Below are 24658 nucleotides of genomic sequence, written 5' to 3'. Positions count from 1 at the left end.
TAATTTTCTACTTGTTTTGTTGTTTATATAGTTTAATTGCCCTTTTTAATTTTATTGCGCCTGCCTCTGTTTGGTTGTACATGAAGTTTTTTAAATTAGGATGATGCGTCTCAATCCAGTTTAAAAAATTCGATTTATTAGTTTCCCAAACATCATTATTAAAATTTAAATAGGTGGTTTCAATTGAAACTATTTTGTTGTTTTTAAAGTGAAAAACTTCGTTGGTAATAAAAGGTTCTTCCATGAAAAAATTAATGCGTTCATCGGTTTTTGAAACTTTAACTTTTATAAAATCACTTTCTTCTTCAATTTTTAAAATTTTATAAGATGGATTAAAAACTGAATCCCATTTTAACCAATTATTTAAATAATCTGGTTTTGAGTAAACTACCTTATAATTGTGGGCCGGAATAACTGTTGTTAAACTATCTGATAATAAATGGGATAGTTGAGTTCTGTTCGATAAATTAAGACCTTGAATAAATTCTTTGGTTTTGGTTATATTATCGGTGCTATTGATGGCTTTCTTACAGCTTGTAAAAGTGATAAGAAAAAGGGACAATAACAGAATTAATATTCTATGCATTTTAGCTTTTCAATAAAGAAGGTTTTATAATTAATATCGGTTAATAGTACTTCGCCTTTTGATGCTTTTAAATTAATTGATTTAATTGGAGACTGCTTTAATAAACTTATATACGATTCTGATAAATTAGCCTTTAAACTAAAAAAATTGCAATCTAAACTACCAGAATGATAGAAGGTTAAACTTTGATCGTTTTCCAGAATAACGCGAACCGTCGATCGTCTACTTGGAACATAATCAACACAACCTAAATCTTCAGCGAAATTAAAATGAATTTTGGTTGTGCTACCTTCGCGTAACAGCTCTATATTTAGTTGTTCGCTAATAAAATATTTTTCTGTTATTATTAATTGTTGATGGTTAAAACTATCGTATTCGTTAATAAAATAATGACATGTATTGTGGTATACTTGGTCTTGGCTAGCAGCTTTACTAGACTGGGCTTTGGCGATTGAGTCGGTAATACGCTGCTTTTCTATAGTTTCTAAACGCTGTTTTTCGGCAGCTGCTGCAATTAGTTGTTTACGTTTTTCTATTTGTTTCGCTCTATCTATAGCGTCATCCTGCGCTTCAGCTTTAACCTTAGCAATAGAATCTTGAATTCTTTTTTGTTTTATTTGTTCAAGTTTTAGTTTTTCGGTTCTAGCAATTTCCGCCTTAACTTTAGCAATAGAGTCTTGCTGACGTTGATATTTTAAATTTTGTAAACGGATTTTTTCCAAGCGCGCTGCTTCAGCTTTAACCTTAGCAATAGAATCTTGAATTCGTTTTTGTTTTAACTGCTCAAGTTTTAGTTTTTCGGTTCTAGCAATTTCCGCTTTCACTTTAGCAATAGAGTCTTGCTGGCGTTGATATTTTAAATTTTGTAAACGGATTTTTTCTAGGCGCGCTGCTTCGGCTTTAACCTTAGCAAGAGAATCTTGAATTCTTTTTTGTTTTAACTGCTCAAGTTTTAGTTTTTCGGCATTAGCAATTTCCGCTTTCACTTTAGCAATAGAGTCTTGCTGACGTTGATATTTTAAATTTTGTAAACGTATTTTTTCTAGGCGCACTGCTTCGGCTTTAACCTTAGCAAGAGAATCTTGAATTCGTTTTTGTTTTAACTGCTCAAGTTTTAGTTTTTCGGCATTAGCAATTTCCGCTTTCACTTTAGCAATAGAGTCTTGCTGATGCTGATATTTTAAATTTTGTAAACGAATTTTTTCCAAGCGCGCCGCTTCAGCTTTAACCTTAGCAACAGAATCTTCAGCTTTTTTATTTTGAATGTTTGCTAAACGTAGTTGTTCTGTTTTTAAAGCTTCAATTTGTTTTCGTTCTTCTTCCACTTTGTTGGTAGAATCTTCTTTTAGTTGGGCTATAATTTCTAAATCTTTTGCGCTTTTTCCGCGAGATTTTATAGCTTTTAGCTTTTGGGCTTCTTCATAATCGAAATATAAGTCCATCATGGCCTCATTAACTAAAAGAAATCGATCTCGAACATAGCCTTCAACGCCTTTAAACTTTACTTTGTAAGTGTATTTTCCAACGAAACTAATAACATTACATTTGTCAAATTCTTCAAACTGAATCAGGGCGGTTGTGTTGTTGGCATTTTTATATATGCTGCCATTGTCTACAAATTCGGTTACAATTCCGTTCTTTTGAGCCGACATGAAAAAAACGGTTGAAATGAATAGAATGAAAAAGAAAGTTGTTTTTTTTAAAGTATACATTGTTTACTTAAGCGCTTGGGGTTTTAGGGCTTAAATTTAATAAAAAAAACCGCTATTTAGCGGTTTTTAAAGTTTATTACAAAAAGAGTATTAGGTTCTAGTGTTCTTTTAAATCGTTAACTTTTTTCTCTACAGCATCACCTGCATTTTTTAACGATTCTTTTGAAGATTCTACTGCTTTATTAGTAGCTTCTTTAGTGTTTTCAACTGCATTATTTACAGATTCTCCTGCTTTGGCAGCGGCATCTTTTGCAGAATCTACGGCACCTTCAACGGCTTCTCCAGCTTTTGTGGCAGCACCTTCGGCAGCATCAGCAGCATCGTCAATGGCTTTGTCGGCACTATCTACCGCCTTATCTACAGCATGTCCAGCTTTTTCTAAAGCATTTTCAGTGGCATCTGCAGCTTCTTCTATGGCTTGTTTGGCAGAATCGGCATTTTTTGAGTCTCTACAAGAAGTAAATGTTAAACTTAAAGCTAAAATAAAAACTGAACTTAAAATTAATTTTTTCATTGGTTTTTGTTGTTTGTTTAATAATTTTTAAAAAATGATAATTACATTTTTTTCGTTTCGTCTTTATATACGAAGGTAGTTTAGTATCTGGATTACCGCGCCTTTGTTTTCTTTAACATATTGTAAATTTTTTTGTCCAGATTGTAATCGCAGGGCTTCGTTTTTAATAAGTTGATTTAAGTTATCGTTAAATTCGGTTTGGTTAGCAACCGAGAACATACCACCTTGTAAAATCATAGCGGCAGCTTCGGGAAATTTTGCGTAATTGTTACCTATAATAACAGGTATTCCAAATATCGCCGGTTCTAAAGTGTTATGTAAACCGGTATTGCCCAATGCACCACCAACGTAAGCAATATCGGCATAATTGTAAATTTTAGATAAAATACCAATTGTATCTACTATAAAGACTTTGGCTTCTTTAAGGTTGTTATTTGATTTTTCTGAAAACAAAACAGTTTTACAATGTAAATTAGATTTTAGGTTAAGAATTTCGCCAGTTTTAATATTGTGCGGTGCTATTATGTATTTTACGTCTAAATTGATATTTGTATTTATAAAATTAGATAATAGGCGTTCGCCTTCGGGCCATGTGCTGCCGGCCACAATGCAAAGTTTATTGTCTTTAAAAGTTTTTATATAAGGCAAGTTGTTGTCTAATTCTAACTGGCTAGAAACTCTATCGAAACGCGTGTCCCCAGATACAGACACATTTTTATAGTTTATACTTTCTAATAATGTTTTACTGCTATCGTTTTGAGTAAAAATGTATTCAAAAGCAAATAATGCTTGTTTAAAAAAGTGACCATAAAACTTAAAATAGGGTTGATTTTTTCTAAACACTGCCGAAATTAAGATAGCACGTAAACTACGTTTTTTAAGTTGATTTAATATGTTCGGCCAAATGTCATATTTAACAAAAACGGTAAGTTCCGGTTTTACAATGTCTAAAAATGTATTGGCATTTTTTTTACTATCTAAAGTAAGATAAACTACCATGTCGGCAATTGGTGAATTTTTACGGATTTCGTATCCCGAAGGCGAAAAAAAACTCAGCACGATTTTATGGTTTTTGTAATACGCTCTTAAGGCTTTAAAAACAGGTAGACCTTGTTCGTATTCGCCAAGGGAAGCGCAATGAAACCATAAGGTTTTGTCGGCTTCGTTAATATTTTGCTTTAAAATCGAAAAGGTCTCTTTTCTGCCTAAAACACCTTTTTTAATTTTTTCATTAAACGGAGCTATACCTTTTAAAGCTAATCCGGTGGCTTGTATCGCAATATTATATAAAAAACTCAAACTTTAATTTTATGCTAAAATACATTTCTTTTGAATTAAAATTATTGATAACAAAGTCGAATTTCGTAATTTCGTAGCCAACAACGCTAAGTAAGGTGTTTAATGAAAGTTGGTCTTAATATCTTATATAGAAGACTTTAACTATAATTGATTTTAGATGAAGAAAATACAAATGGTAGACCTAAAGGGTCAATACAATGATATAAAAACAACTGTAAACGCTTCGATTGAAGAAGTTTTAGAAAACACAGCATATATTAATGGGCCAAAGGTTCATGAATTTCAAAAAAACTTAGAAGCTTACTTAGGGGTAAAGCATGTAATTCCTTGTGCTAATGGTACCGATGCTTTACAAATTGCAATGATGGGTTTAGGTTTAAAGCCAGGTGATGAGGTAATTACTGCCGATTTTACTTTTGCAGCAACCGTTGAGGTAATTGCTCTTTTACAATTAACTCCTGTTTTGGTTGATGTAAACCCGGACGATTTTAATATAAATATCGACGCTATAAAAAAAGCGATTACTCCTAAAACAAAGGCCATTGTTCCTGTGCATTTATTTGGGCAATGTGCTAACATGGATGCAATAATGGAGTTAGCTAAAGCGCACAATCTGTATGTTATTGAAGATAATGCGCAAGCTATTGGAGCCAGTTATAAAAGTAAAAACGGACAAATCTTTAAGGCGGGAACTATGGGAGATGTAGGTGCTACATCGTTTTTTCCATCAAAAAATTTAGGTTGTTATGGCGATGGTGGAGCTATTTTTACAAACAATGATGATTTAGCGCATACTATTCGAGGTATTGTAAATCATGGGATGTATGAGAGATATCATCATGATGTTGTAGGTGTAAATTCTAGGTTAGATAGTATTCAAGCTGCAGTTTTAGACGCTAAATTACCAAAATTAGATGTTTATAATAAAGCCAGACAAGATGCCGCTAAAAAATACGACGAGGCTTTAAAAAATATAGATGCTGTCGTTCTTCCATTCCGAAACCAACACGGTCATGTTTTTCATCAGTATACTTTAAGAATTAAATCTGGTAATCGCGATGCTTTAGTTAAGCATTTAAACAATAATGGAATTCCTTGTGGCGTATATTACCCAATACCGTTGCATAAACAAAAGGCTTATGCCGATGAAAAAAGATATAATGAAACCGATTTTATAGTAACCAATCAACTCGTACAAGAAGTTATTTCTTTACCAATGCATACCGAGTTAGATGATGAACAAATTGCACACATAACATCAACCATAATAAATTTTTTAAATGAGTAAAATATTAGTAACTGGTGGGTTAGGCTTTATAGGGTCTCATACCGTTGTAGAATTGCAAAACGAGGGCTTTGAAGTTGTTATTATTGACGATTTATCTAATTCATCTGAGGCGGTTCTAGATGGAATTACTGCAATTACAGGTAAAACACCCATTTTTGAAAAATTAGATTTAAGAGAGAAAGCTTCAGTTGAAGCTTTTTTTACAAAACACAGCGATGTTAAAGGTGTAATTCATTTTGCAGCCAGTAAAGCGGTTGGCGAAAGCGTTAAAGAACCTTTGTTATATTACGAAAATAATATTTCTGCTTTAGTTTACATTCTAAAAGAATTAAAAAAATTACCAGAGGCTAATTTTATTTTTAGCTCATCATGTACGGTTTATGGGCAAGCCGATAAATTGCCAATTACCGAAGATGCGGCTGTTAAACAAGCAGAATCTCCATACGGAAATACCAAACAAATAGGTGAAGAAGTTATTCAGCATACTTGTAATGCCGTAAGAAGTTTAAAAGCCATAGCACTAAGATATTTTAACCCTATTGGTGCTCACGAATCGGCTAATATAGGTGAGTTACCTCTAGGTGTTCCACAAAATTTAGTGCCATTTATTACTCAAACAGCAGTTGGCTTAAGAGAACAATTGTCGGTTTTTGGAGATGATTATCCAACACAGGATGGAACTTGTATTCGCGATTATATTCACGTGGTAGATTTAGCAAAAGCTCATGTGGTAGCCTTGAAACGATTATTAGAAGCCAAAAATAAAGCGCAATACGAAACCTTTAACCTTGGTACAGGTACAGGAAGTTCAGTTTTAGAAGTTATAAAATCCTTTGAGAAAGTATCAGGAGAAAAATTAAATTATAAAATAGTAGATAGAAGGGCAGGCGATGTTGTTGCAGCTTATGCCGATACTAATCATGCCAAAAACGAATTAGGTTGGGAAACTAAACTAACCTTAGATGATGCCATGGCCTCGGCTTGGAAATGGGAAAAAAAGGTAAGAGGAAAATAAGGTTTTATTCAATATTTATATAAAACAAAAAAGGCTGCTATTAATTAGCAGCCTTTTTCGTTTTAAAGTTGGTGAAAATTAAAATTATCATACCAGTAGTAACCGAAACATCGGCCATATTAAAAATCCCCGTTTTAAAGACACCACCCAAATCAATAAACAGAAAGTCGGTAACCGAACCTAAAAAAATCCTGTCGTAAATATTGGCAATGCCTCCACCAATTATACTGGCATAGGCAAAAAGAGACAAGTTGCTTAAACTTTTATCTTTTATAATGTATCGTAAAACAAGAGCTAAAACTAATATTGGTAAAATAAGTAACAAAATTAATCTTAAGGTAGGGTTTAAATCGCTACCCATACCTAGAAAAGCACCTGTGTTTTCAACATTCATTAACCAAAAACTATCTCCAAAAATAGAAATTCGTTCACTTGGCTGTGTTTCCGTTTGTCCAACAACATTGGCTCTTACAAGAACTTTAGAAATTTGATCTACCACAATTGTTAAAACAATAACAACTGTTATAAAAATATAACGTTTGGTAAACTTCATTTTTAGCTAATTGTTTCTAAAGTGGCAGAAGTAACTTCAGCTTGCCTGTTTATTTTTTTAACTAACCCTTGTAGCACTTTTCCTGGTCCAACTTCTGTAAACAAAGTGGCACCATCGGCAATCATTTGTTGCACAGACTGTGTCCATTTTACAGGAGCTGTAAGCTGAGAAATTAAGTTGGTTTTAATCGCTGTTTCATCGGTTACAGCACTGGCTGTTACGTTTTGGTAAATAGGGCAATTAGGTTTGCTAAATGTTGTGCTTTCTATAGCAGCCGCTAGCTCTTCGCGCGCGGGCTCCATTACAGGTGAGTGAAAAGCACCACCTACTGGTAATACTAATGCACGACGTGCACCTACTTCTTTTAAGGTTTCGCAGGCCGCGTTAATGGCTTCAATCTCACCAGAAATAACCAATTGTCCTGGACAGTTGTAGTTTGCAGCAACAACAATACCTTCGGTTTTAGCACAGGTTTCTTCAACAATATTATCTTCTAATCCTAAAACCGCAGCCATTGTACTTGGTTTAATTTCGCATGCTTTTTGCATTGCCAAAGCACGTTTTGAAACTAATTTTAATGCATCTTCAAAATTTAATGCGCCACTAGCAACTAGCGCCGAAAATTCACCTAAAGAATGCCCTGCAACCATGTCTGGTTTAAAGCTATCGCCTAAAGTTTTGGCCAAAATTACCGAATGTAAAAAAATGGCTGGTTGCGTTACTTTAGTTTCTTTTAAGGCTTCAGCAGTGCCTTCAAACATGATATCTGTAATGTTGAAACCTAAAATGCTATTTGCTTGTTCAAATAATTCTTGTGCTAAAGGTGAATTTTCATAAAGGTCTAAGCCCATTCCTGAAAATTGCGCACCTTGTCCTGGGAAAATATATGCGTTCATCTTTTATTATTTAGTTTTGCAAAAGTAGTAATTAATTATAACTTCAAGTTATTAGTTGCAGCTTCGGCGCAACGTTCCCCATCCATAGCTGCCGAAATAATTCCTCCGGCATATCCGGCACCTTCCCCACAAGGAAATAAATTAGTTATTTCGGGGTGTTCTAAAGTCATGGTTCTTGGAATTGAAACAGGAGATGAGGTTCTAGATTCTACGCCAATAATGTTGGCTTGTTCGGTGTAATAGCCTTTCATTTTTTCACCAAAAGCAGCAAAGCCTTTTCTTAATCGGCTCCCAATTAATTTTGGAAGCAACGAATGTAATGGTGCACTGTTTATTCCCGGTTGATATGAGGTTTCGTTTAGGGTGTTAGATAGTTTTCCATCTACAAAATCTGTTAAGCGTTGGGCAGGTGCAACCTGACTTCTACCTCCAGATGTAAAAGCTAATTTTTCTAAATTCTTTTGGTATTCAAGCCCTTTTAAAGCTCCAAATTGTTCGTGTTTTGGTAAATCGTTATTCACATCAATTTCTACCACAATCCCGGAATTGGCAAATTGGTTATTACGTTTAGAGGGAGACATGCCATTTACAACAACTTCGCCGTTTGCTGTTGCTGCAGGCACAATAAAACCTCCGGGACACATGCAAAAACTATATACGCCACGACCATTTACCTGTTGAACTAAGCTATACGATGCGGCTGGTAATAATTCATGTCTTTCTCCCGAGCAGTGATACTGAATAGAATCTATAATTTGTTGCGGATGCTCTACACGAACACCCATTGCAAACGATTTTGCTTCAATTACAATTTGTTTTTTATGTAAAAGGTAAAAAATATCACGAGCGGAATGTCCGGTTGCTAAAATTACCTTTTCAACGGGCGTTTCTTCTGTGTCGTTTAAAATTAAAGCATTTATTGTATTGTTTTTTATTACAAAATCGGAGACACGAGTATTAAAATGAATTTCTCCGCCGTATTTTAATATCGTTTCACGAATATTTTGAACCACTTTAGGTAGTTTATTAGTACCGATATGCGGATGCGCATCGACTAAGATTTGAGGAGTTGCACCATGGTAGACTAGATTTTCGAAAATTCTACGTACATCGCCACGTTTTAAACTGCGTGTATAGAGTTTGCCATCGCTATATGTTCCTGCGCCACCTTCTCCAAAACAATAATTAGAGTTTTCGTTTACATCGTGATGTTGGTTTATAGCTCTTAAATCGCGACGTCGATCTTGAACGTTTTTGCCACGTTCTAAAACGATGGGTTTAAACCCCAATTCAATACAACGTAAAGCAGCATACATACCCGCAGGTCCAAAACCAATAATGTGAACGCATTTTGCTTTTGATACATCTTTATAATTAAAATCGTATTCTGACGATTTTGGAACAGGTTCTTTTATAAAAACTGCAACTTTATAGTTGAAAATTATTTTTGGTTTTCGTGCGTCAATAGATTTGCGTAACACTTTTATTCCTGTAATATCGTCTTGATTAATGGCTAGTTTTATAGCTGATTTTATAACAAGAATATTACTAATTTCTTCTTCTTTTAGAGAAATACGAAGTTGAATTTCTTTTACCATAATTTAAACCTAAGGTGAAATCACCTCTCGCTATTCATAATTAGTTTACTTTCTTTCGTAGGTAATAAAAGAAAATTCATAATCGTGTTCGGCATCCTTTTTATGTAAGGTGTTGGCTGTTTCTTTCCAAATAGATTCATCAATTTCTGGAAAAAATGTATCAGCTTCAAAGCTGTGGTGCACTCTAGTTAATTCTATTTTACTAGCAAATGTAAGCGCTTGTTTATAAATTTCTCCACCACCAATTATAAAGGGTTGGGAGTCACTTTTTGCAGCATCAATGGCGTCCTGTAAATTATTTACAACAATAACACCTGAAGGGACTTCGTAGTTTTTTTGTCGTGTAATAACAATGTGTGTTCTATTTGGTAGAGGTTTTGGGAAACTTTCAAATGTTTTTCTCCCCATAATAATGTGGTGCCCGCTAGTTAATGCCTTAAAGCGTTTAAGGTCGTCGCTTAAATGCCAAATAAGCTTGTTTCCCTTACCTATGGCATTATTTTCTGCAGCGGCAACAATAATAGTAAGGTTTGAGTTTTTAATATTAGTATCTTTAAAAGCTTCAGATTTTGCAATTAGAGTCTCTTCTTTTAAGAAGCCTTCTTTTAATTTGTTAATTCGGTCTTGTTGCTTACTAACTAGTTTTTCGAGCTGTTCCTTTTCCCAAGCTTTTCCCATAAATTTATGAGTGACAAAAACATTAAAAAGGTGATAAATAAAAAGGAATAGCCAAATTAAAATAGCGTATAAAAACCATTCTTTTCCAAAAGGCGTTATTGTTTCACCAATTCCTAAAACAGTATTAGCAATTATTAAAAATATAGCTCCTATTAAAAAAATGACGAAATGTACGTATAATCGCTTTTTTTGTTTAATACGTTTTTGCGCATTTTCTATAAGTTCTAATTGGTCTTTGTCTATTTGAGGTTTAGTTTTCTTTTTTCCAAACATGGGCAATAAATAAAGTGTAAAGTTAATGCTTTTTTTAAGTTCTATTCTGATTAAAATTTAGGGTAAAACTCTTTGAAAATCAGTAAAAAGGAAAATTTAGGCTTTCAATAAAAGTGGTTAACCAGCAAAAAATAAATAAAAGTAAGAAAAATTAACTTCAATTTTATTAAATTAATAATTCTATTACGTTTAGATTTAAAAAAAGTTACTTAAAAAAATTCTTTTATAAATTTGTAACAATACAAAACTAAAAATAAAAATTATGTCTATTAAAAAACAGTATTTAAAATCGAAGCCTATTTGTAAAGTTACTTTTGCAATTACTCCAGAAGATGATGCTGCACAGGTTTCTGTAGTTGGAAGTTTTAACGAATGGAGTGCTGAGGCGAACCCGTTAAAAAAATTAAAAAACGGAACTTTTAAAGGGACAATTGATCTGGAAAAAGATAAGTCTTACGAATTTAAGTATTTAATTGATGAAACAGTTTATACAAACGACGAAGCTGCCGATGCTTTAGTTTGGAACGACTACGCTGGGGCAGAAAATAGCGTTGTTACTGTTTAATTATTAGTGCTATATATTACTACCTAATTATACAAAAAAAAAGCACTTTTTTATAAAAGTGCTTTAGAATTGTTTTGTTAGACAGCAACTGTACCTTTAATATGCGGGTGTGGATTGTAGTCTAACAATGTAAAATCATCAAATGTAAACTCAAAAATATCTTTAATTTCTGGGTTTAAAATCATTTTTGGAAGAGTTCTAGGTGTTCTGGTTAATTGTAGTTCTAATTGCTCAAAATGATTGCTATAAATATGAGCATCACCAAAGGTGTGTATAAAATCTCCTGCTTGATAACCGCAAACTTGAGCCATCATCATTGTGAATAAGGCATAAGAAGCTATATTAAAAGGTACACCTAAAAATATATCGGCACTTCGTTGATATAATTGGCACGATAATTTTCCATTGGCTACGTAAAATTGAAAAAAGGCATGACAAGGAGGTAAAGCTGCTTTTCCATTTGCAACATTTTCGCTGAAGCTTTTAGATGTATCTGGTAAAACTGAAGGGTTCCATGCAGAGACTAGCATTCTACGACTATTAGGGTTGTTTTTTAAAGTTTCAATTACCTCTTTAATTTGATCTATTTCATCGCTATTCCAATTTCGCCATTGGTGGCCATAAACAGGTCCTAAATCACCATTTTCATCTGCCCATTCATTCCAAATACGCACACCATTTTCCGTTAAATAGTTAATATTGGTATCGCCTTTTAAAAACCATAGAAGTTCGTAAATAATAGATTTTAAGTGAAGCTTTTTTGTTGTAACCATAGGGAAGCCTTCGCTTAAATCGAAACGCATTTGGTACCCAAAAACACTTTTAGTTCCTGTTCCTGTTCTATCACCTTTTTCATTCCCGTTTTCTAAAACGTGTTTTACTAAGTCGTGGTATTGTTTCATGTTCGTTTTCCACAGAAGTGGAAATCTTATTTAATTAAACAGATATTTTAAAAGATAAAAATATAAAAAAGCATCAAAATTTAATTTGCTGCTTTACATTTCTTATTACAAAGTTATTAACGAGTTAACCAATAATCATACCTGCAATAGTTGCAGAAATTAAAGAAGCAATGGTTCCGCCAATTAATGCTTTCATACCAAATTGAGACAATACTTTTCGTTGACCTGGAGCCAAAGAACCAATACCGCCAATTTGTATACCAATTGATGCGAAGTTTGCAAAACCACACAACATGTAAGTGGCCATTATAATTGACTTTTCGTAAGTTAAATGTATGGAGTTTGTGGCATTTTTTAAATCGGCTAATTGAATATATCCTATAAATTCGCTTGCTGCTAATTTAATTCCAAGAAGCTGCCCCATAAGTGCCATGTCTTCTTTGGCTACTCCTATTAACCACATTAAAGGTGAAAATATATACCCCAAAATAAACTCTAAAGAAAGACTTTCGTAGCGTGTATTTTCAACTATCCATGTGTTTAAGCCTAGGAAATATCCAATTTTATCGAAACCGAAGTTTATCATTGCAATAAATGCTACAAAAACAAGAAGCATAGCGCCCACATTAACAGCTAGCTTTAAACCTTCGGTAGTACCGTTCGCTATTGCATCGAGTATATTTGAACCAATTTTTTCTTGAGATACCGAAACATCTGTGTTAACGTTTTCGGTTTGTGGAAATAATATTTTTGAAATAACAATGGCTCCTGGGGCGGCCATTACAGATGCTGCTAGTAAATGTTTTGCATAAAATAAACGTAGTTCTGGGTCGTCACCTCCTAAAAAACCAATGTAGGCAGCCAAAACAGCACCAGCAACGGTCGCCATTCCACCAATCATGACTAAAAGCATTTCAGATTTGTTCATTTTTTCTAAATATGCCTTAATTAAAAGAGGTGCTTCGGTTTGTCCTAAAAATATGTTTCCAGCAACGCTTAAACTTTCGGCACCAGAAATTTTTAATATTTTCGAAAGTAACCACGCCATGATTTTTACTACACGCTGAATTATGCCTAAATAAAATAAAACAGATGTTAAGGCAGAGAAGAAAATAATGGTTGGTAAAACCTGAAAAGCAAAAATAAACCCGAAAGTATCCATGTCTACAACTAAGCCTTCAAATAAAAATTTACTACCGGCTCGTGTAAATTCTAAAACTTGAACGAATAAACTACCAATAAATTCGAATATATTTTTAATTAAATCTACTTTTAAAACACCAACAGCTATAATAAGTTGAAACCCTAAACCAAGACCTACAATTTTCCAATTAATAGCTTTTTTGTTGCTGCTAAATAAAAAGGCAATAAATACGAGTGTAATCATGCCTAAGGCACCGCGCCATAAACTATTAAAGGTAAAGCCTTGACTTGGAATTATACTATTTTCTGTTGAAACGTTATCCGTTTCGTTAATAACATTTACGGTAGCTTGTATAGTATCGTTAAGCGTATAGGCCGCATTTTCGATGACTTCTTGTTGCCGTATTGTATCTAAATCTTGAGAAAATGTTAATGATGTAAAAAGAAGAAATAATGGAATTAGGTACAAATAAGGCTTGCTCATAATTAAATATTGGGTATTATTCTCGTTTTGAAATTTCGTCACGAATATGCGCTGCTTTTTCGTAATCTTCGTTGGTTACAGCTTCATCTAATAGCTTGTGAAGTTCTTCTATAGTTTTAGATGCGAAATTATCTTTAGGTTTGTCTGGTTCTAATTCGCTCGCAACTAAATCATCCATTAAAATACTGTCTTGCTCTTCGTTTTCGTCTTCTTTTTTCGGGTTTACTTTTAAGTATATACCTGCTTTGTCAAGAATGTTTTTATAAGTAAAAATAGGAGCTTGAAAACGTAAAGCTAACGCAATAGCATCACTGGTTCTTGCATCTATAATTTCTTCAATTTTATCACGTTCGCAAATTAAGCTAGAGTAAAAAACGCCATCAACTAGTTTGTGAATTATAACTTGTTTTACAACAATATCGAACCTGTCGGCAAAGTTTTTAAATAAATCGTGGGTTAGTGGTCGTGGTGGGCTAATTTCCTTTTCAAGAGCTATGGCAATCGATTGAGCTTCAAATGCACCAATAACAATTGGAAGTTTACGGTCTCCTTCTACTTCATTTAAAATTAAGGCATAGGCACCGTTTTGTGTTTGGCTGTACGATATACCTTTTATATTTAATCTTACTAAACTCATAATTTATTAAAACGCAAAGAACTGTTTAAATTGGGAATTTACCAACTACAAATCGTAGTTTTATGATAAAGTGCTAATTTAAACAGTTCTTTAGAATAATACAATTTATAGAAATTATATTTATTGTTGGGCTTTAAATGCTTTTAATTTTTCTATTAATGTAGGAACTACTTCAAAAGCGTCTCCAACAACACCGTAATCGGCAGCTTTAAAAAATGGCGCTTCAGGATCTGTGTTAATAACTACTTTTACTTTAGAAGCATTTATACCTGCTAAATGTTGTATGGCTCCAGATATTCCAATGGCAATATAAAGGTTAGAGGCTACTGGTTTACCGGTTTGCCCAACGTGCTCGCTGTGTGGACGCCATCCTAAATCTGATACCGGTTTCGAGCAAGCTGTTGCGGCTCCTAAAACATCGGCTAAATCTTCAACCATTCCCCAATTTTCAGGGCCTTTTAATCCACGTCCGCCAGAAACAACTATTTCGGCATCGGCAATGCTTACTTTGTCTGATGCTTTATCAACAGATTCTACAGTGATTCCTAAATCGGGAACTGAAGGCGAAAAGTCTTCCGCGGAAGCGTTACCGCTAGATTCAACTAATCCGAATGAATTATTGGACACACCAACAATTTTTACTTCTGATGTGATTTCTGTTATTTCGAATGCTTTATTTGTAAACGCTGTTCGTTTTACTTTAAACGGACTTGTACTTTCTGGTTTTGCAATAACATTTGATGCATAACCTGCATTTAAGCCAACCGATAATAACGGAGCTAAATACTTACTGTCGGCAGAAGAACTTACTACAACTACGGTTGCATTTTCTTTTTCTGCCGCTTGCTTAATAACTTGTGCATAGGCATTAGCGTTGAAAGCTTTTAATGTGTCGTTATTTACTTGTAAAACGTTGTCTACACCATAAGTTCCAAGAGCAGCCGTATCGTTTGCATTAATCGCGATTGCTGTAACTGTGGTTCCTAAGTCGGTTGCTATTGCTTTTGCGTAACTAGCAACTTCGAAAGCGGCCTTTTTAAAGACACCTTGATCTGATTCTGTATATACTAAAACTGACATAATTTTTTCTTTTTGTTTTTCCTAAAAAATGGAAATCTGATTAATTTTTACTTCTAAATTCTCAAAAGATCCTGAAATTAATTCAGGAAGATTTAATTACAAATTAAATCACTTTTGCTTCGTTATGAAGTAAGTTTACCAATTCATCTAAATTATCTGGTGCAACTAACGTTACTGCGCCTTTTGGGGCTGGTTTTTCAAAAGCCTTTGAGCTTGTTTGTGCAGTTGCAGTAATAGGTTCGGCAACAGTTAATGGTTTTTTACGCGCCATCATAATACCACGCATGTTTGGAATACGTAAATCGCTTTCTTCAACTAAGCCTTTTTGTCCTCCAATAACTAAGGGTAAACTTGTGGCAACGGTTTCTTTACCGCCATCTATTTCGCGGATCGCTTTAGCGGTTGTTCCCTCAATTTCTAGACCAATACAGTTGTTTACAAAATTGACTTGGTTTAAACCAGCAATCATACCTGGTACCATGCCGCCGTTATAATCGATAGATTCTCTTCCGGCAATTACTAAATCGAAGCTTCCAGATTGAGCAATATGCGCCAGTTGTTTTGCAACAGAAAAACCATCGGTAGCTGGTGTATTTACACGAATAGCTTCGTCTGCACCAATAGCTAATGCTTTGCGTAAGGTAGGTTCGGTTTCTGGTCCACCAACATTTACAACAGTAACGCTAGCGCCTTGTTTTTCTTTAAACCACATGGCTCTTGTTAGTCCAAATTCGTCGTTTGGGTTTATTACAAATTGTACACCCGTGGTATCGAATTTAGTGTCGTTGTCGGTAAAATTTATTTTAGAAGTCGTGTCCGGAACATGACTTATACAAACTAATATTTTCATAATATTTAGAGTTTAAGGGTCTTATTTTTTTTTGTCGCTACGAAGTTAGTTATTTATTTTGAAAAATACTATGCATGCATAATAAATTTTAGTTAAAATCTTATTAGAGAGTTTAGCATTTATTGTTATTTTTGTGACTCGATAAAAAAATATTTTAATGAAGACAATTCAATTTAGAGAAGCTATCGCCGAAGCCATGAGCGAAGAAATGCGTCGTGATGAGAGCATTTACTTAATGGGCGAAGAGGTTGCAGAATATAATGGTGCTTACAAAGCATCAAAAGGAATGTTAGACGAGTTTGGACCTAAACGAGTTATAGACACTCCAATTGCAGAACTTGGTTTTGCGGGTATTGCTATTGGTTCTACTATGACGGGTAACAGACCTATTGTCGAGTACATGACCTTTAACTTCTCTTTAGTTGGTATTGACCAAATTATAAATAACGCTGCTAAAATTAGACAAATGTCTGGTGGACAGTTTAATTGTCCTATTGTATTTCGTGGGCCAACAGCCTCTGCAGGACAGTTAGGAGCAACACACTCACAAGCTTTCGAAAATTGGTTTGCTAATACTCCAGGTTTAAAAGTTGTGGTGCCATCTAATCCTTACGATGCTAAAGGATTATTAAAAGCATCTATACGCGATAACGATCCTGTTATATTTATGGAAAGTGAGCAAATGTATGGTGATAAAGGTGAAGTTCCAGAAGGAGAGTATATTATTCCATTAGGTGTTGCAGATATTAAGCGTGAAGGAACAGATGTTACTATTGTTTCTTTCGGTAAAATTATAAAAGAAGCATACAAAGCAGCCGATGTTTTAGAAAAAGAAGGTATTTCTTGTGAAATTATAGATTTGCGTACTGTTCGCCCAATGGATAGAAAAGCGATTTTAGATTCTGTAAAGAAAACCAATCGATTAGTAATTTTAGAAGAAGCATGGCCATTTGGTAATGTAGCTACCGAAATTACATATTTAGTCCAAGATCAAGCTTTTGATTATTTGGACGCACCAGTTGTTAAAATAAATACAGCCGACACACCAGCACCTTATTCGCCAGTGTTGTTAGAAGAGTGGTTGCCAAACAGCGACGACGTTATAAAAGCTGTTAAAAAAGTATTATATAAATAATTTGTATTTTTTTACGTTATACAAACTTCATCGGCATTATTGTTGATGAAGTTTTTTTGTATTATGAATTTTAAGTTACTATTTGCCCTTTTCTTTTTAGGAATTTTTTCCGCCCTGTCTCAAACCAAAGTGAGTGGTTATGTGTTTGATGAGTTCGAGCAGCCTGTATCGTTTGCTAATGTTATTTTTAAAGGGTCTACCCAAGGCACCATTACCGACGAGAATGGTAAGTTTTATTTAGAATCTGATGAAAGTTGGAGCGATTTAGTAGTTTCTTTTATTGGGTATGAAACATTAAATATTCATTTAGATAAAAAGGTAAATTACGATTTAAAATTTATTTTAAAAGAAGAAACTAGTCAGCTCGATCAGGTTGTTATTTTTACAGGTAAGCAATCGAAAAAAAATAATCCTGCTATCGATTTACTTCGAAAAATATGGGAGCATAAACGCAGTAATGGTTTAAAACAGTTTAAGCAATATCAATATGATAAATACGAAAAAGTTGAATTCGATATCAATTCCATAGATAGTGCTTTAGTGAAAAGTAACTTGTTTAAAGGTATGGAGTTTGTTTTTGACCATGTAGATACTTCAAACGTTACAGGAAAGGCTTATTTGCCTATGTTTATTAACGAAGCGGTTTCAAAAGTTTATGGCGATAATCAATTAAATAAAACTAAAGAAGTTCTCGAAGGGAATAAAAATTCTGGTTTTAGCGATAATCAAATTATCATCGATTTTGTAAACGATTTGTATAACGATTTTAGCGTTTACGACAATTACCTTAAGTTTTTCGATAAGAGTTTTGTAAGTCCGCTTTCTAGAACAGGAATAAGTACTTACAATTACGTGTTAACAGATAGTTCTTTTATAGACGATAAATGGTGTTACAATATAGTTTATTACCCGCGTCGTAAAAACGAACTTACGTTTAAAGGCGATTTCTGGGTAGCCGATACCACCTATGCGATAAAAGAAATTAACCTTCAAGCATCAAAAAGTGCCAATATAAATTGGGTGAAAGATATTTATATTGAACAAGAGTTTGAGGTGCTAACCGATTCGCTTTTCTTGGTTAAACGCGACTATATGATGAGTGATTTCTCATTTAGTAAAAAAGATCAAGCACGTGGAATTTACGGGAAGCGAACCACGATTTACAATAATTATAAGTTTGATATCGCTAAGGATAAAAAATTCTATGATCGAGAAGTTTATAACTATAATAAAGATGTATATAATCGTGACGACGAATTTTGGGCAAATAACCGTTTAGAAGAATTAAATAAGGACGAAAAAGGGGTTTATAAAATGTTAGACACCTTAAAAACCGTAAAAAAGTTTCAACGTCTGTACAATTTAGGGAGTATTTTGGCTTCTGGTTACATAGAGTTTAACACGCTTCCGTTGGATTACGGACCAATTTTCTCAACGTTCGGGTTTAACGAAGTTGAAGGTTTGCGTTTACGAGCTGGTGGACGAACGTATTTTGGGCCAAACGATTTGTGGCGATTAGAAGGTTTTACAGCCTACGGTTTTCGTGACGATAAGTTTAAGTATGGAATTTCTGGTAAATGGCTACTCGATAAAAGAAGCCGATTAATAATTTCTGGAGGAAACCGGCGGGATGTAGAACAAATAGGAGCTAGCCTAACAACAAGTACCGATGTTTTGGGGCGAAGTTTAGCCTCGTCTTCGGTGGTTGGTACCAGCACTAACGATAAATTAACCTCGATAAACTTAAGTAGTTTAGCTATTGAAGCAGAACCTTGGAGAAATGTTATTTTTAGAGTCTCTGGAAATTACAGAACGCTAGAATCGGCATCGCCAACCTTTAGTCTAGATTATAATACGCCCGATGGTATTGCTTCCCAGATTAAACAATTTGAAAGCTCGTTATCATTGTCGTATTACCCAAAAAGGAAAATGACAGGTTTTGGTGTTGAGCGTAGAGTGGCAAACGACGATTTTCCTAGTTTGTTCGCTCAAGTTACTCGCGGAGATAAAGGTGTTTTTGATAGTGATTTCGATTATACTAAATTGCAGTTTTCATACATTCAGCCGTGGCAAATTGGAGGTTTTGGTCGTTTAACAACTACTATTGAAGCTGGTAAAACTTTTGGTGAAGTGCCTCTTGGTTTGCTAAGCGTTATTCCTGGTAATCAGTCGTACTTTTCAATTTATAACACCTTTTCTCAGTTAGATTTTTACGAATTTGTAACCGATACTTATGCGTCGTTTCATTTTCAGCATAATTTTAACGGACGATTATTTTCTAGAATACCGCTTTTGCGAACATTAAATTTAAGAGAAATAGTTAGTATACGAGGTGCTTGGGGCGACATCTCTCAGGAAAACATCGAAATAAATAATGTGCCTTCGAATCTGAATAATATTCCGCTAATTGCCCCAAAAAACGAGCCTTATTATGAATATAGCGTCGGCATTGGCAATATTTTTAAGGTGTTTAGAATAGACTTTAATTTTAGAGGAAATTATAAAGATGACTTAGCTTATCCAAATGCTCGAAAATTTGGTATTACAGGTAGTTTTGGGTTCGATTTTTAAAACTAATTAATCGTAGCAATAAATTGTAAACGGTTACTATTTGCCATTCCGTTTGGGTTACAACCTAATTTGTCTTCCGGAATAGGAATGCCTAAGTTGTTGTAATGGTTAACCCATCCTTCATGAAAAGTTTTGGTTTTAGGATTTTTAAAAGTCATAGGTTCGAGGGTGAAAACTGAATCGTTTTTAAAAACTTCGTAAATATATTCCGAGCAATAATAGCCTTCGTCTTCTAATATATAAGTGAAGTTGTAAGGCTTTCCAACGAGCTCTTTTGCTTTTTTTAGAGCTTGCTGTAATTGGTTGTTATCTATGTTTTTTATTCGAAACAAGTCTACCGAATAATCATTTTTTTCAGAGGTGTAAAATTCTTCAATTGTTTCTTTTACAACACCTGTGTCACTATCGGAATGATATACATAAACCATGTTGTTTAAAACTTCGCAAACCCCAATATGCGTATAATTGCTTTTTTTTGCGGTTTGTGTAACCTCGTTAATCGCCTCAGATAATTCAGCATTGGTAACACTTCTAAAAACAATATCTCCAGTTTGTATTTGTAACGGTGAACTACTACAGTTAACGAGTAAAGTGGTTAAGATAAAATGAGCAAATGGCTTTAGTTTTTTTAATATAGCAGATTTCATTTATAAAATTTTAAATAATACATCATAAAAAACAAAGTGTATTTTAATGCTGATTTATTAAAACTATTTATGGTCGTTTTTAGTAAAATAACCTTCGTTTGAAATGGCATCCTCACTAATATACAGGCTTGCTTTTTTAAACCATACTTCGGCATAATTTCCAGTTTCATATTGCTTTTTTATATCACCACCAAAAGTTTGCGCTCCCGAACACCAATTTTTGTTAATTTCTGGAGATTTTCCGTTAGTTTGGTTGTACGCGCCTTGTTTAAAAAATAAACCTTCATTGGCATAAGCGTTTGCACGTTCGGTTCCATTTTGACCAATAGGAACAAATAACTTTTTAGTTTGTTCTGGCAAATCTTTTATAGTTGTATACTCTGATTCTACTAAGTTTTTTGTAAACGTTTTGGTTTCATGGCCAGCACTCATGAATTTTAAATGCATAATGCCTTCTTTTACTTCAATTTCGTAGCTAAATTCTTCATTTAAAGCAATGCCGTCTTGAGGTTCTTCTGGATAAGTATTTTCGGTAATACCTACTACAGAAAAGTCGTTGCCCCAAACCGCGGTAGAGAAGTCCCATCTTTTAGAATTATCGTCGCCAGCAGTATTAATTTCGTAATGCCAAAAAACCGATCCTTTTTCATGGCCAGGGAATTTTTTGTAGAAAATTTTTAAAGGCTCGTTTTCGTGTCCATCTGCACTATGAATTTGTCCAACAACCACAGCGTAAGAGGCGGCAACACGAGCGTCTCCAGTGGTAGAAACATGCATCACTTTTAAACTAGCGGTTAGCTTATTATGACTATTAGCATACCATTTTTTAGATTGTGCTAATTCGGTTCTGGTGTTATTCGAAGTGCCGTGAGTACTACCAGCATTTGGTGTTTTATAAACAACCCAATTGGCATCGTTGTCGTGAGTTGTGTAGAAAAAATCTTTGTTTTCAAAATTATTAGCATGACCTATGTTTGTACCATCGCCTAATATTAAACTCCAGTCATTAAAAAAAGGTATAACTTCGCTAGGGAAAGTTGTTTTAGTTGTTAAATCTTGGATTGAACTTTCTTCTTTCGTCTTGTTTTTACAACTAAATATGATAAAAGTAAAAGCTAATAGTATACTTAATAGTGTGGTGTTTTTATTCATTTTTTTAGTTTAGATGGAGTAGTTAATAGTTTATTCTTTTGTTTTTTTAAATTTATCGAATTCTGTTTCTTCTTCCTTAGGGAAACTGTTGTTTTGTGTATTAGCATCAGCTAATTGAAGATTCGGGTCTAAATATATTTTAGCAATTTCCTTGTCTTTTATAAGGATATGCTAGCCCAAATTTTTTCCTTGTGCAATAATAAACAATTAATTAGTAGTAGATTTATGATTAAAATAAAAAAGACTATCAATCAATGAGAGATAGTCTTTTTTTTGTTTTTTTAAACAATATTAGCTTTTGCGGAGTTTTTTTATTCCAAAAGCCGTAGCTCCCAACAGTAGTACGCTTAAACCACCATCTAAAGGAACACTAGTGTTTTTTTTCCCTCCATTATTATTAGTGGAATTCCCGTTGGTTTGTGTGAAACCGCTGTTATTGTTGTTTTGTCCGTTGTTGTTGCTAGTTCCACCACCATTTCCGTTTCCGTTTCCATTTCCGTTTCCATTTCCACCACCGTTTCCTGCATACGAGGTATTGCAGAAAGAAATTGCAATAACTGTGAATATTCCTAAAATTATTTTCTTTGTCGTCATAAAATATTTAATTAAAATTATTAATAGCAATGTAAACTTAATACATTTAAGATTGATTAAAAATTATTAACGACAATATGATTATATTAACGTTAAAAGTCTCTTTTTTAGTGTTTTAAAGTTATTTTGTCATTTCTTTCTGGCTTTAAAAGCATCAAATTCCGATTTCTTTTCTTCCTTAGGGAAACTGTTGTTTTGTGTATTAGCATCAGCTAATTGAAAATTCGGGTCTAAATTTATTTTAGCGACTTCCTTGTCTTTTATAAAAGTATGCTGAATTTCATATTCGTTTCTACGCCAAACTTCGGCAGGTAGTTTATCTGTTTCTTTTGTGCCATCGGTAAAAGTCCACTCAATAATAACAGGCATTACTAATCCGCCTTGGTTTTTTACTGTAATTTCGTAAATGTTTTTTCCAGAAAGTTGTTTTCTTATTTCATTTTCATCTAAACGAGAGAGAAATTGGCCGTAATCTTTATCAGGTGTTTCAATCATGTTTATATACTCAGGGCCATTACTGAAATCTTGTGCTTCTCCATTAGAATTTGTGCCTTGAGCCGTAATTTTAGTTTTCGAGTTTATGTTTTTATCTTCAATATTGGTGTTTTCTTCAAAAACTTTAAACCATTTTACATTGCTTAGTTCCATGTCAACGTGGTCTGTGGTAAAAAACCAACCTCTAAAAAACCAGTCTAAATCGGTAGCAGTTGCATCTTCAAGTGTTCTAAACAAATCGCTCGGATTCGGGTGCTTGTATTTCCAGCGATTGGCATATTCTTTAAAAGCTTCATCAAAAAGTTCTTTTCCAATAATGGTATTACGCAGCATTTGTAATCCAACTGTTGGTTTTATATAAAAGTTTCTTCCAAATTGATTGAATAACTCGTTGTCGGACGTTGTCATTATTGGTCTTAAAATGTTTTTATCACCACTCATAAAAGGTGCAATAACTTTCGGCGTTACATGATTAAAATCAGGATAACGTTCTTCGAGTGTACGTTGGTGTAAAAATGTGTTTAAGCCTTCGTCCATCCACATCCATTTGCGCTCGTCCGAACTCACAATCATAGGGAACCAGTTGTGTCCAACTTCATGAATAATTGTACTTAACATTCCCTGTTTAGCAGCTTTACTAATGTTTCCGTTTTTATCGGGTCTGCCGCCATTAAAACTTATCATAGGAAATTCCATTCCAATATTTGAAGTATTAACCGAAATACAAACAGGGTAAGGATAATCGAAAGTTGCTTCGGAATAAACTTCTAAAGCATGTTTTATGGCAATTGTAGAGTTGTCTTTCCAAACAGGCAATCCTTCTTTTGGATATAATGACATGGCTAAAACTGTGTTAGATTCTAGTTTAACCGCTTGGGCATCCCACAAAAACTTTCTTGAAGAAGCAAAGGCAAAATCGCGTACATTTTTTGCTTTAAATTTCCATGTTTTTTCTTTCGTTGTTTTCGATGATTCGTTTTTAATGGCTTCTTCCTTCGTAATAATCATCATAGGACTATCGAAGGTTTTTTTCGCTTTTTCTAAACGTTTGCGCTGTGTTTTAGTTAAAACAGATTCACTATTTTCTAACATTCCGGTGGCTGCAACAATATGGTCAGCAGGAACGGTAATTTCAACATCATAGTCTCCAAATTCTAAGGCAAATTCACCTAGTTTTTGAAATTGTTGGTTTTGCCACCCTTCGGTATCGTTATAAACAGCCATTCTTGGAAACCAATGTGCCATTAAATAAGTGGTATTGTCATCTTCTGGAAAGTATTCGTAACCTTCACGAGAAAGGCGGTACATGCTTCTATCGGTAATTGGGTAAGACCAAGAAATATTAAATGTTGCCGATTCACCAGGTTTTAAAACAGTATTTAACTTTACCTTCATCATGGTATTGTTAATAATGGTTTTTAAAGTTTTATCATTTCCGTCTGTTATAGATTTTATAGTATAACCCGCAGGAAAATCTACCACACGCGTTAAGCGTTGCATGTTTTGGGTGGTCATAGAATCTTTAACAGGGTTGTTTATAGAGCCGAAATCTTCATTACCTTTTTTATTAACATTTTGCTCTAGTTGCATCCAGACGTAATTTAAATTGTCGGGCGAATTATTAAAGTATGTAATTGTTTCTTCGCCAGAAAGTACGTTTGTTTTTTCGTTAATACTGGCTTTAATTTTGTAATTGGCACGTTGCTGCCAATAATCTTTACCAGGTGCACCACTAGCAGTTCTGTAATTATTTGCTGGTGCAATTAAATTATCAATGGGTTCAAATTTACCTTGCCAAGGTTGGTTTTGGGCCTGTAAAGATGATGTTATAGTAAGAATTATCAGTATGAAATAATTACGCATTATGTTTTCTTTAAAAATTTGTTACAATATAATGAATAGTTGAGCATTTTAAAGTTAAAGTTTCTTGAATGCTCAAAACTATATCGTTATAGTGCTTAAATAACATATAAAAAACAGCCTTTTGTTGT

22 protein-coding genes are annotated in these 24658 nt (G+C 34.0%); 5 read left to right on the top strand and 17 right to left on the bottom strand.

The features are described from left to right. Nucleotides 1-7: 7 nt before the first annotated feature. The 4 genes from LG651_RS00645 to LG651_RS00630 all read right to left on the bottom strand — a co-directional run bounded on the left by LG651_RS00645 (nt 8) and on the right by LG651_RS00630 (nt 4111). Entirely contained in the window at nt 8-586 is a 579-nt protein-coding gene (locus tag LG651_RS00645) for a hypothetical protein (protein WP_226694238.1), read from the bottom strand. Beyond that, on the bottom strand, nt 571-2238 hold the full coding sequence (locus LG651_RS00640) for a coiled-coil domain-containing protein (RefSeq protein WP_226694237.1): 1668 nt from the start codon (nt 2236-2238) through the stop codon (nt 571-573). Before LG651_RS00640 ends, LG651_RS00645 begins: the two co-directional genes overlap by 16 nt. 157 nt (nt 2239-2395) lie before the next feature. Next, the gene (locus LG651_RS00635) at nt 2396-2812 is read right to left on the bottom strand and encodes a hypothetical protein (RefSeq protein WP_226694236.1); all 417 of its coding nucleotides are present in this window, start codon (nt 2810-2812) and stop codon (nt 2396-2398) included. A 63-nt stretch (nt 2813-2875) separates the two neighbouring features. Beyond that, complete coding sequence (locus tag LG651_RS00630) at nt 2876-4111, bottom strand: 3-deoxy-D-manno-octulosonic acid transferase (protein WP_226694235.1); 1236 nt, start codon at nt 4109-4111, stop codon at nt 2876-2878. A gap of 157 nt (nt 4112-4268) precedes the next feature. Between LG651_RS00630 and LG651_RS00625 the strand changes: the two genes are divergently transcribed. Beyond that, nucleotides 4269-5399: a DegT/DnrJ/EryC1/StrS family aminotransferase gene (locus tag LG651_RS00625; RefSeq protein WP_226694234.1), complete on the top strand. Its 1131-nt coding sequence runs from the start codon at nt 4269-4271 to the stop codon at nt 5397-5399. Beyond that, nucleotides 5392-6414, top strand: coding sequence for a UDP-glucose 4-epimerase GalE (gene galE / locus LG651_RS00620; protein WP_226694233.1), 1023 nt, complete (start codon nt 5392-5394; stop codon nt 6412-6414). Before LG651_RS00625 ends, galE begins: the two co-directional genes overlap by 8 nt. A 40-nt stretch (nt 6415-6454) precedes the next feature. On the opposite strand, the gene lspA is transcribed toward galE, so the two are convergent. The 4 genes from lspA to LG651_RS00600 are packed head-to-tail and all read right to left on the bottom strand — an operon-like array spanning nt 6455 to nt 10412. After that, nucleotides 6455-6967: a signal peptidase II gene (lspA, locus tag LG651_RS00615; RefSeq protein ID WP_226694232.1), complete on the bottom strand. Its 513-nt coding sequence runs from the start codon at nt 6965-6967 to the stop codon at nt 6455-6457. A 2-nt stretch (nt 6968-6969) separates the two neighbouring features. Continuing rightward, nucleotides 6970-7863, bottom strand: coding sequence for an ACP S-malonyltransferase (gene fabD / locus LG651_RS00610; protein ID WP_226694231.1), 894 nt, complete (start codon nt 7861-7863; stop codon nt 6970-6972). Nucleotides 7864-7898: 35 nt separating this feature from the next. Then, nucleotides 7899-9461, bottom strand: coding sequence for an NAD(P)/FAD-dependent oxidoreductase (locus tag LG651_RS00605; RefSeq protein WP_226694230.1), 1563 nt, complete (start codon nt 9459-9461; stop codon nt 7899-7901). A gap of 45 nt (nt 9462-9506) precedes the next feature. Next, on the bottom strand, nt 9507-10412 hold the full coding sequence (locus LG651_RS00600; RefSeq protein ID WP_226694229.1) for a dihydrofolate reductase: 906 nt from the start codon (nt 10410-10412) through the stop codon (nt 9507-9509). A 262-nt stretch (nt 10413-10674) separates the two neighbouring features. Here LG651_RS00600 and LG651_RS00595 point away from each other — a divergent pair, with 262 nt between their 5' ends. Beyond that, nucleotides 10675-10977, top strand: a complete 303-nt coding sequence (locus LG651_RS00595; RefSeq protein ID WP_226694228.1) for an isoamylase early set domain-containing protein — start codon at nt 10675-10677, stop codon at nt 10975-10977. Nucleotides 10978-11054: 77 nt separating this feature from the next. Here the strand turns inward: LG651_RS00595 and LG651_RS00590 are convergent, their stop codons facing one another. From LG651_RS00590 to LG651_RS00570, 5 genes are all read right to left on the bottom strand, one after another. After that, nucleotides 11055-11879, bottom strand: a complete 825-nt coding sequence (locus tag LG651_RS00590; protein WP_226694227.1) for a thymidylate synthase — start codon at nt 11877-11879, stop codon at nt 11055-11057. 124 nt (nt 11880-12003) lie between these two features. Continuing rightward, complete coding sequence (locus tag LG651_RS00585; RefSeq protein WP_226694226.1) at nt 12004-13506, bottom strand: NupC/NupG family nucleoside CNT transporter; 1503 nt, start codon at nt 13504-13506, stop codon at nt 12004-12006. Between the two features lie 16 nt (nt 13507-13522). Next, nucleotides 13523-14143, bottom strand: coding sequence for a bifunctional nuclease family protein (locus LG651_RS00580; RefSeq protein ID WP_226694225.1), 621 nt, complete (start codon nt 14141-14143; stop codon nt 13523-13525). Nucleotides 14144-14263: 120 nt separating this feature from the next. Further along, on the bottom strand, nt 14264-15223 hold the full coding sequence (locus LG651_RS00575) for an electron transfer flavoprotein subunit alpha/FixB family protein (protein ID WP_226694224.1): 960 nt from the start codon (nt 15221-15223) through the stop codon (nt 14264-14266). Between the two features lie 103 nt (nt 15224-15326). After that, nucleotides 15327-16073, bottom strand: coding sequence for an electron transfer flavoprotein subunit beta/FixA family protein (locus LG651_RS00570; protein ID WP_226694223.1), 747 nt, complete (start codon nt 16071-16073; stop codon nt 15327-15329). Between the two features lie 157 nt (nt 16074-16230). On the opposite strand from LG651_RS00570, the gene LG651_RS00565 reads away from it, so the two are divergent. Together LG651_RS00565 and LG651_RS00560 are read left to right on the top strand one after the other, a co-directional pair. Continuing rightward, the gene (locus LG651_RS00565) at nt 16231-17208 is read left to right on the top strand and encodes a pyruvate dehydrogenase complex E1 component subunit beta (protein WP_226694222.1); all 978 of its coding nucleotides are present in this window, start codon (nt 16231-16233) and stop codon (nt 17206-17208) included. Between the two features lie 63 nt (nt 17209-17271). After that, a complete protein-coding gene (locus LG651_RS00560; RefSeq protein ID WP_226694221.1) occupies nt 17272-19779 on the top strand; it encodes a DUF5686 and carboxypeptidase-like regulatory domain-containing protein in 2508 nt (835 codons plus the stop codon). 2 nt (nt 19780-19781) lie between these two features. Here the strand turns inward: LG651_RS00560 and LG651_RS00555 are convergent, their stop codons facing one another. The 4 genes from LG651_RS00555 to LG651_RS00540 all read right to left on the bottom strand — a co-directional run bounded on the left by LG651_RS00555 (nt 19782) and on the right by LG651_RS00540 (nt 24530). Further along, entirely contained in the window at nt 19782-20426 is a 645-nt protein-coding gene (locus tag LG651_RS00555; RefSeq protein ID WP_226694220.1) for a YiiX/YebB-like N1pC/P60 family cysteine hydrolase, read from the bottom strand. Between the two features lie 63 nt (nt 20427-20489). Next, on the bottom strand, nt 20490-21578 hold the full coding sequence (locus LG651_RS00550; RefSeq protein WP_226694219.1) for a polysaccharide lyase family 7 protein: 1089 nt from the start codon (nt 21576-21578) through the stop codon (nt 20490-20492). A 291-nt stretch (nt 21579-21869) separates the two neighbouring features. Continuing rightward, nucleotides 21870-22172: a PID-CTERM protein-sorting domain-containing protein gene (locus LG651_RS00545; RefSeq protein ID WP_226694218.1), complete on the bottom strand. Its 303-nt coding sequence runs from the start codon at nt 22170-22172 to the stop codon at nt 21870-21872. Between the two features lie 129 nt (nt 22173-22301). Then, a complete protein-coding gene (locus LG651_RS00540; RefSeq protein ID WP_226694217.1) occupies nt 22302-24530 on the bottom strand; it encodes a M1 family metallopeptidase in 2229 nt (742 codons plus the stop codon). Nucleotides 24531-24658: the final 128 nt, after the last annotated feature.

The sequence above is a fragment of the Neotamlana sargassicola genome, from assembly GCF_020523965.1.
GTDB lineage: Bacteria > Bacteroidota > Bacteroidia > Flavobacteriales > Flavobacteriaceae > Neotamlana > Neotamlana sargassicola.
The sequence above is the reverse complement of the archived record's forward strand: the minus strand, read 5'-3'. Positions and strand labels throughout refer to the sequence as shown.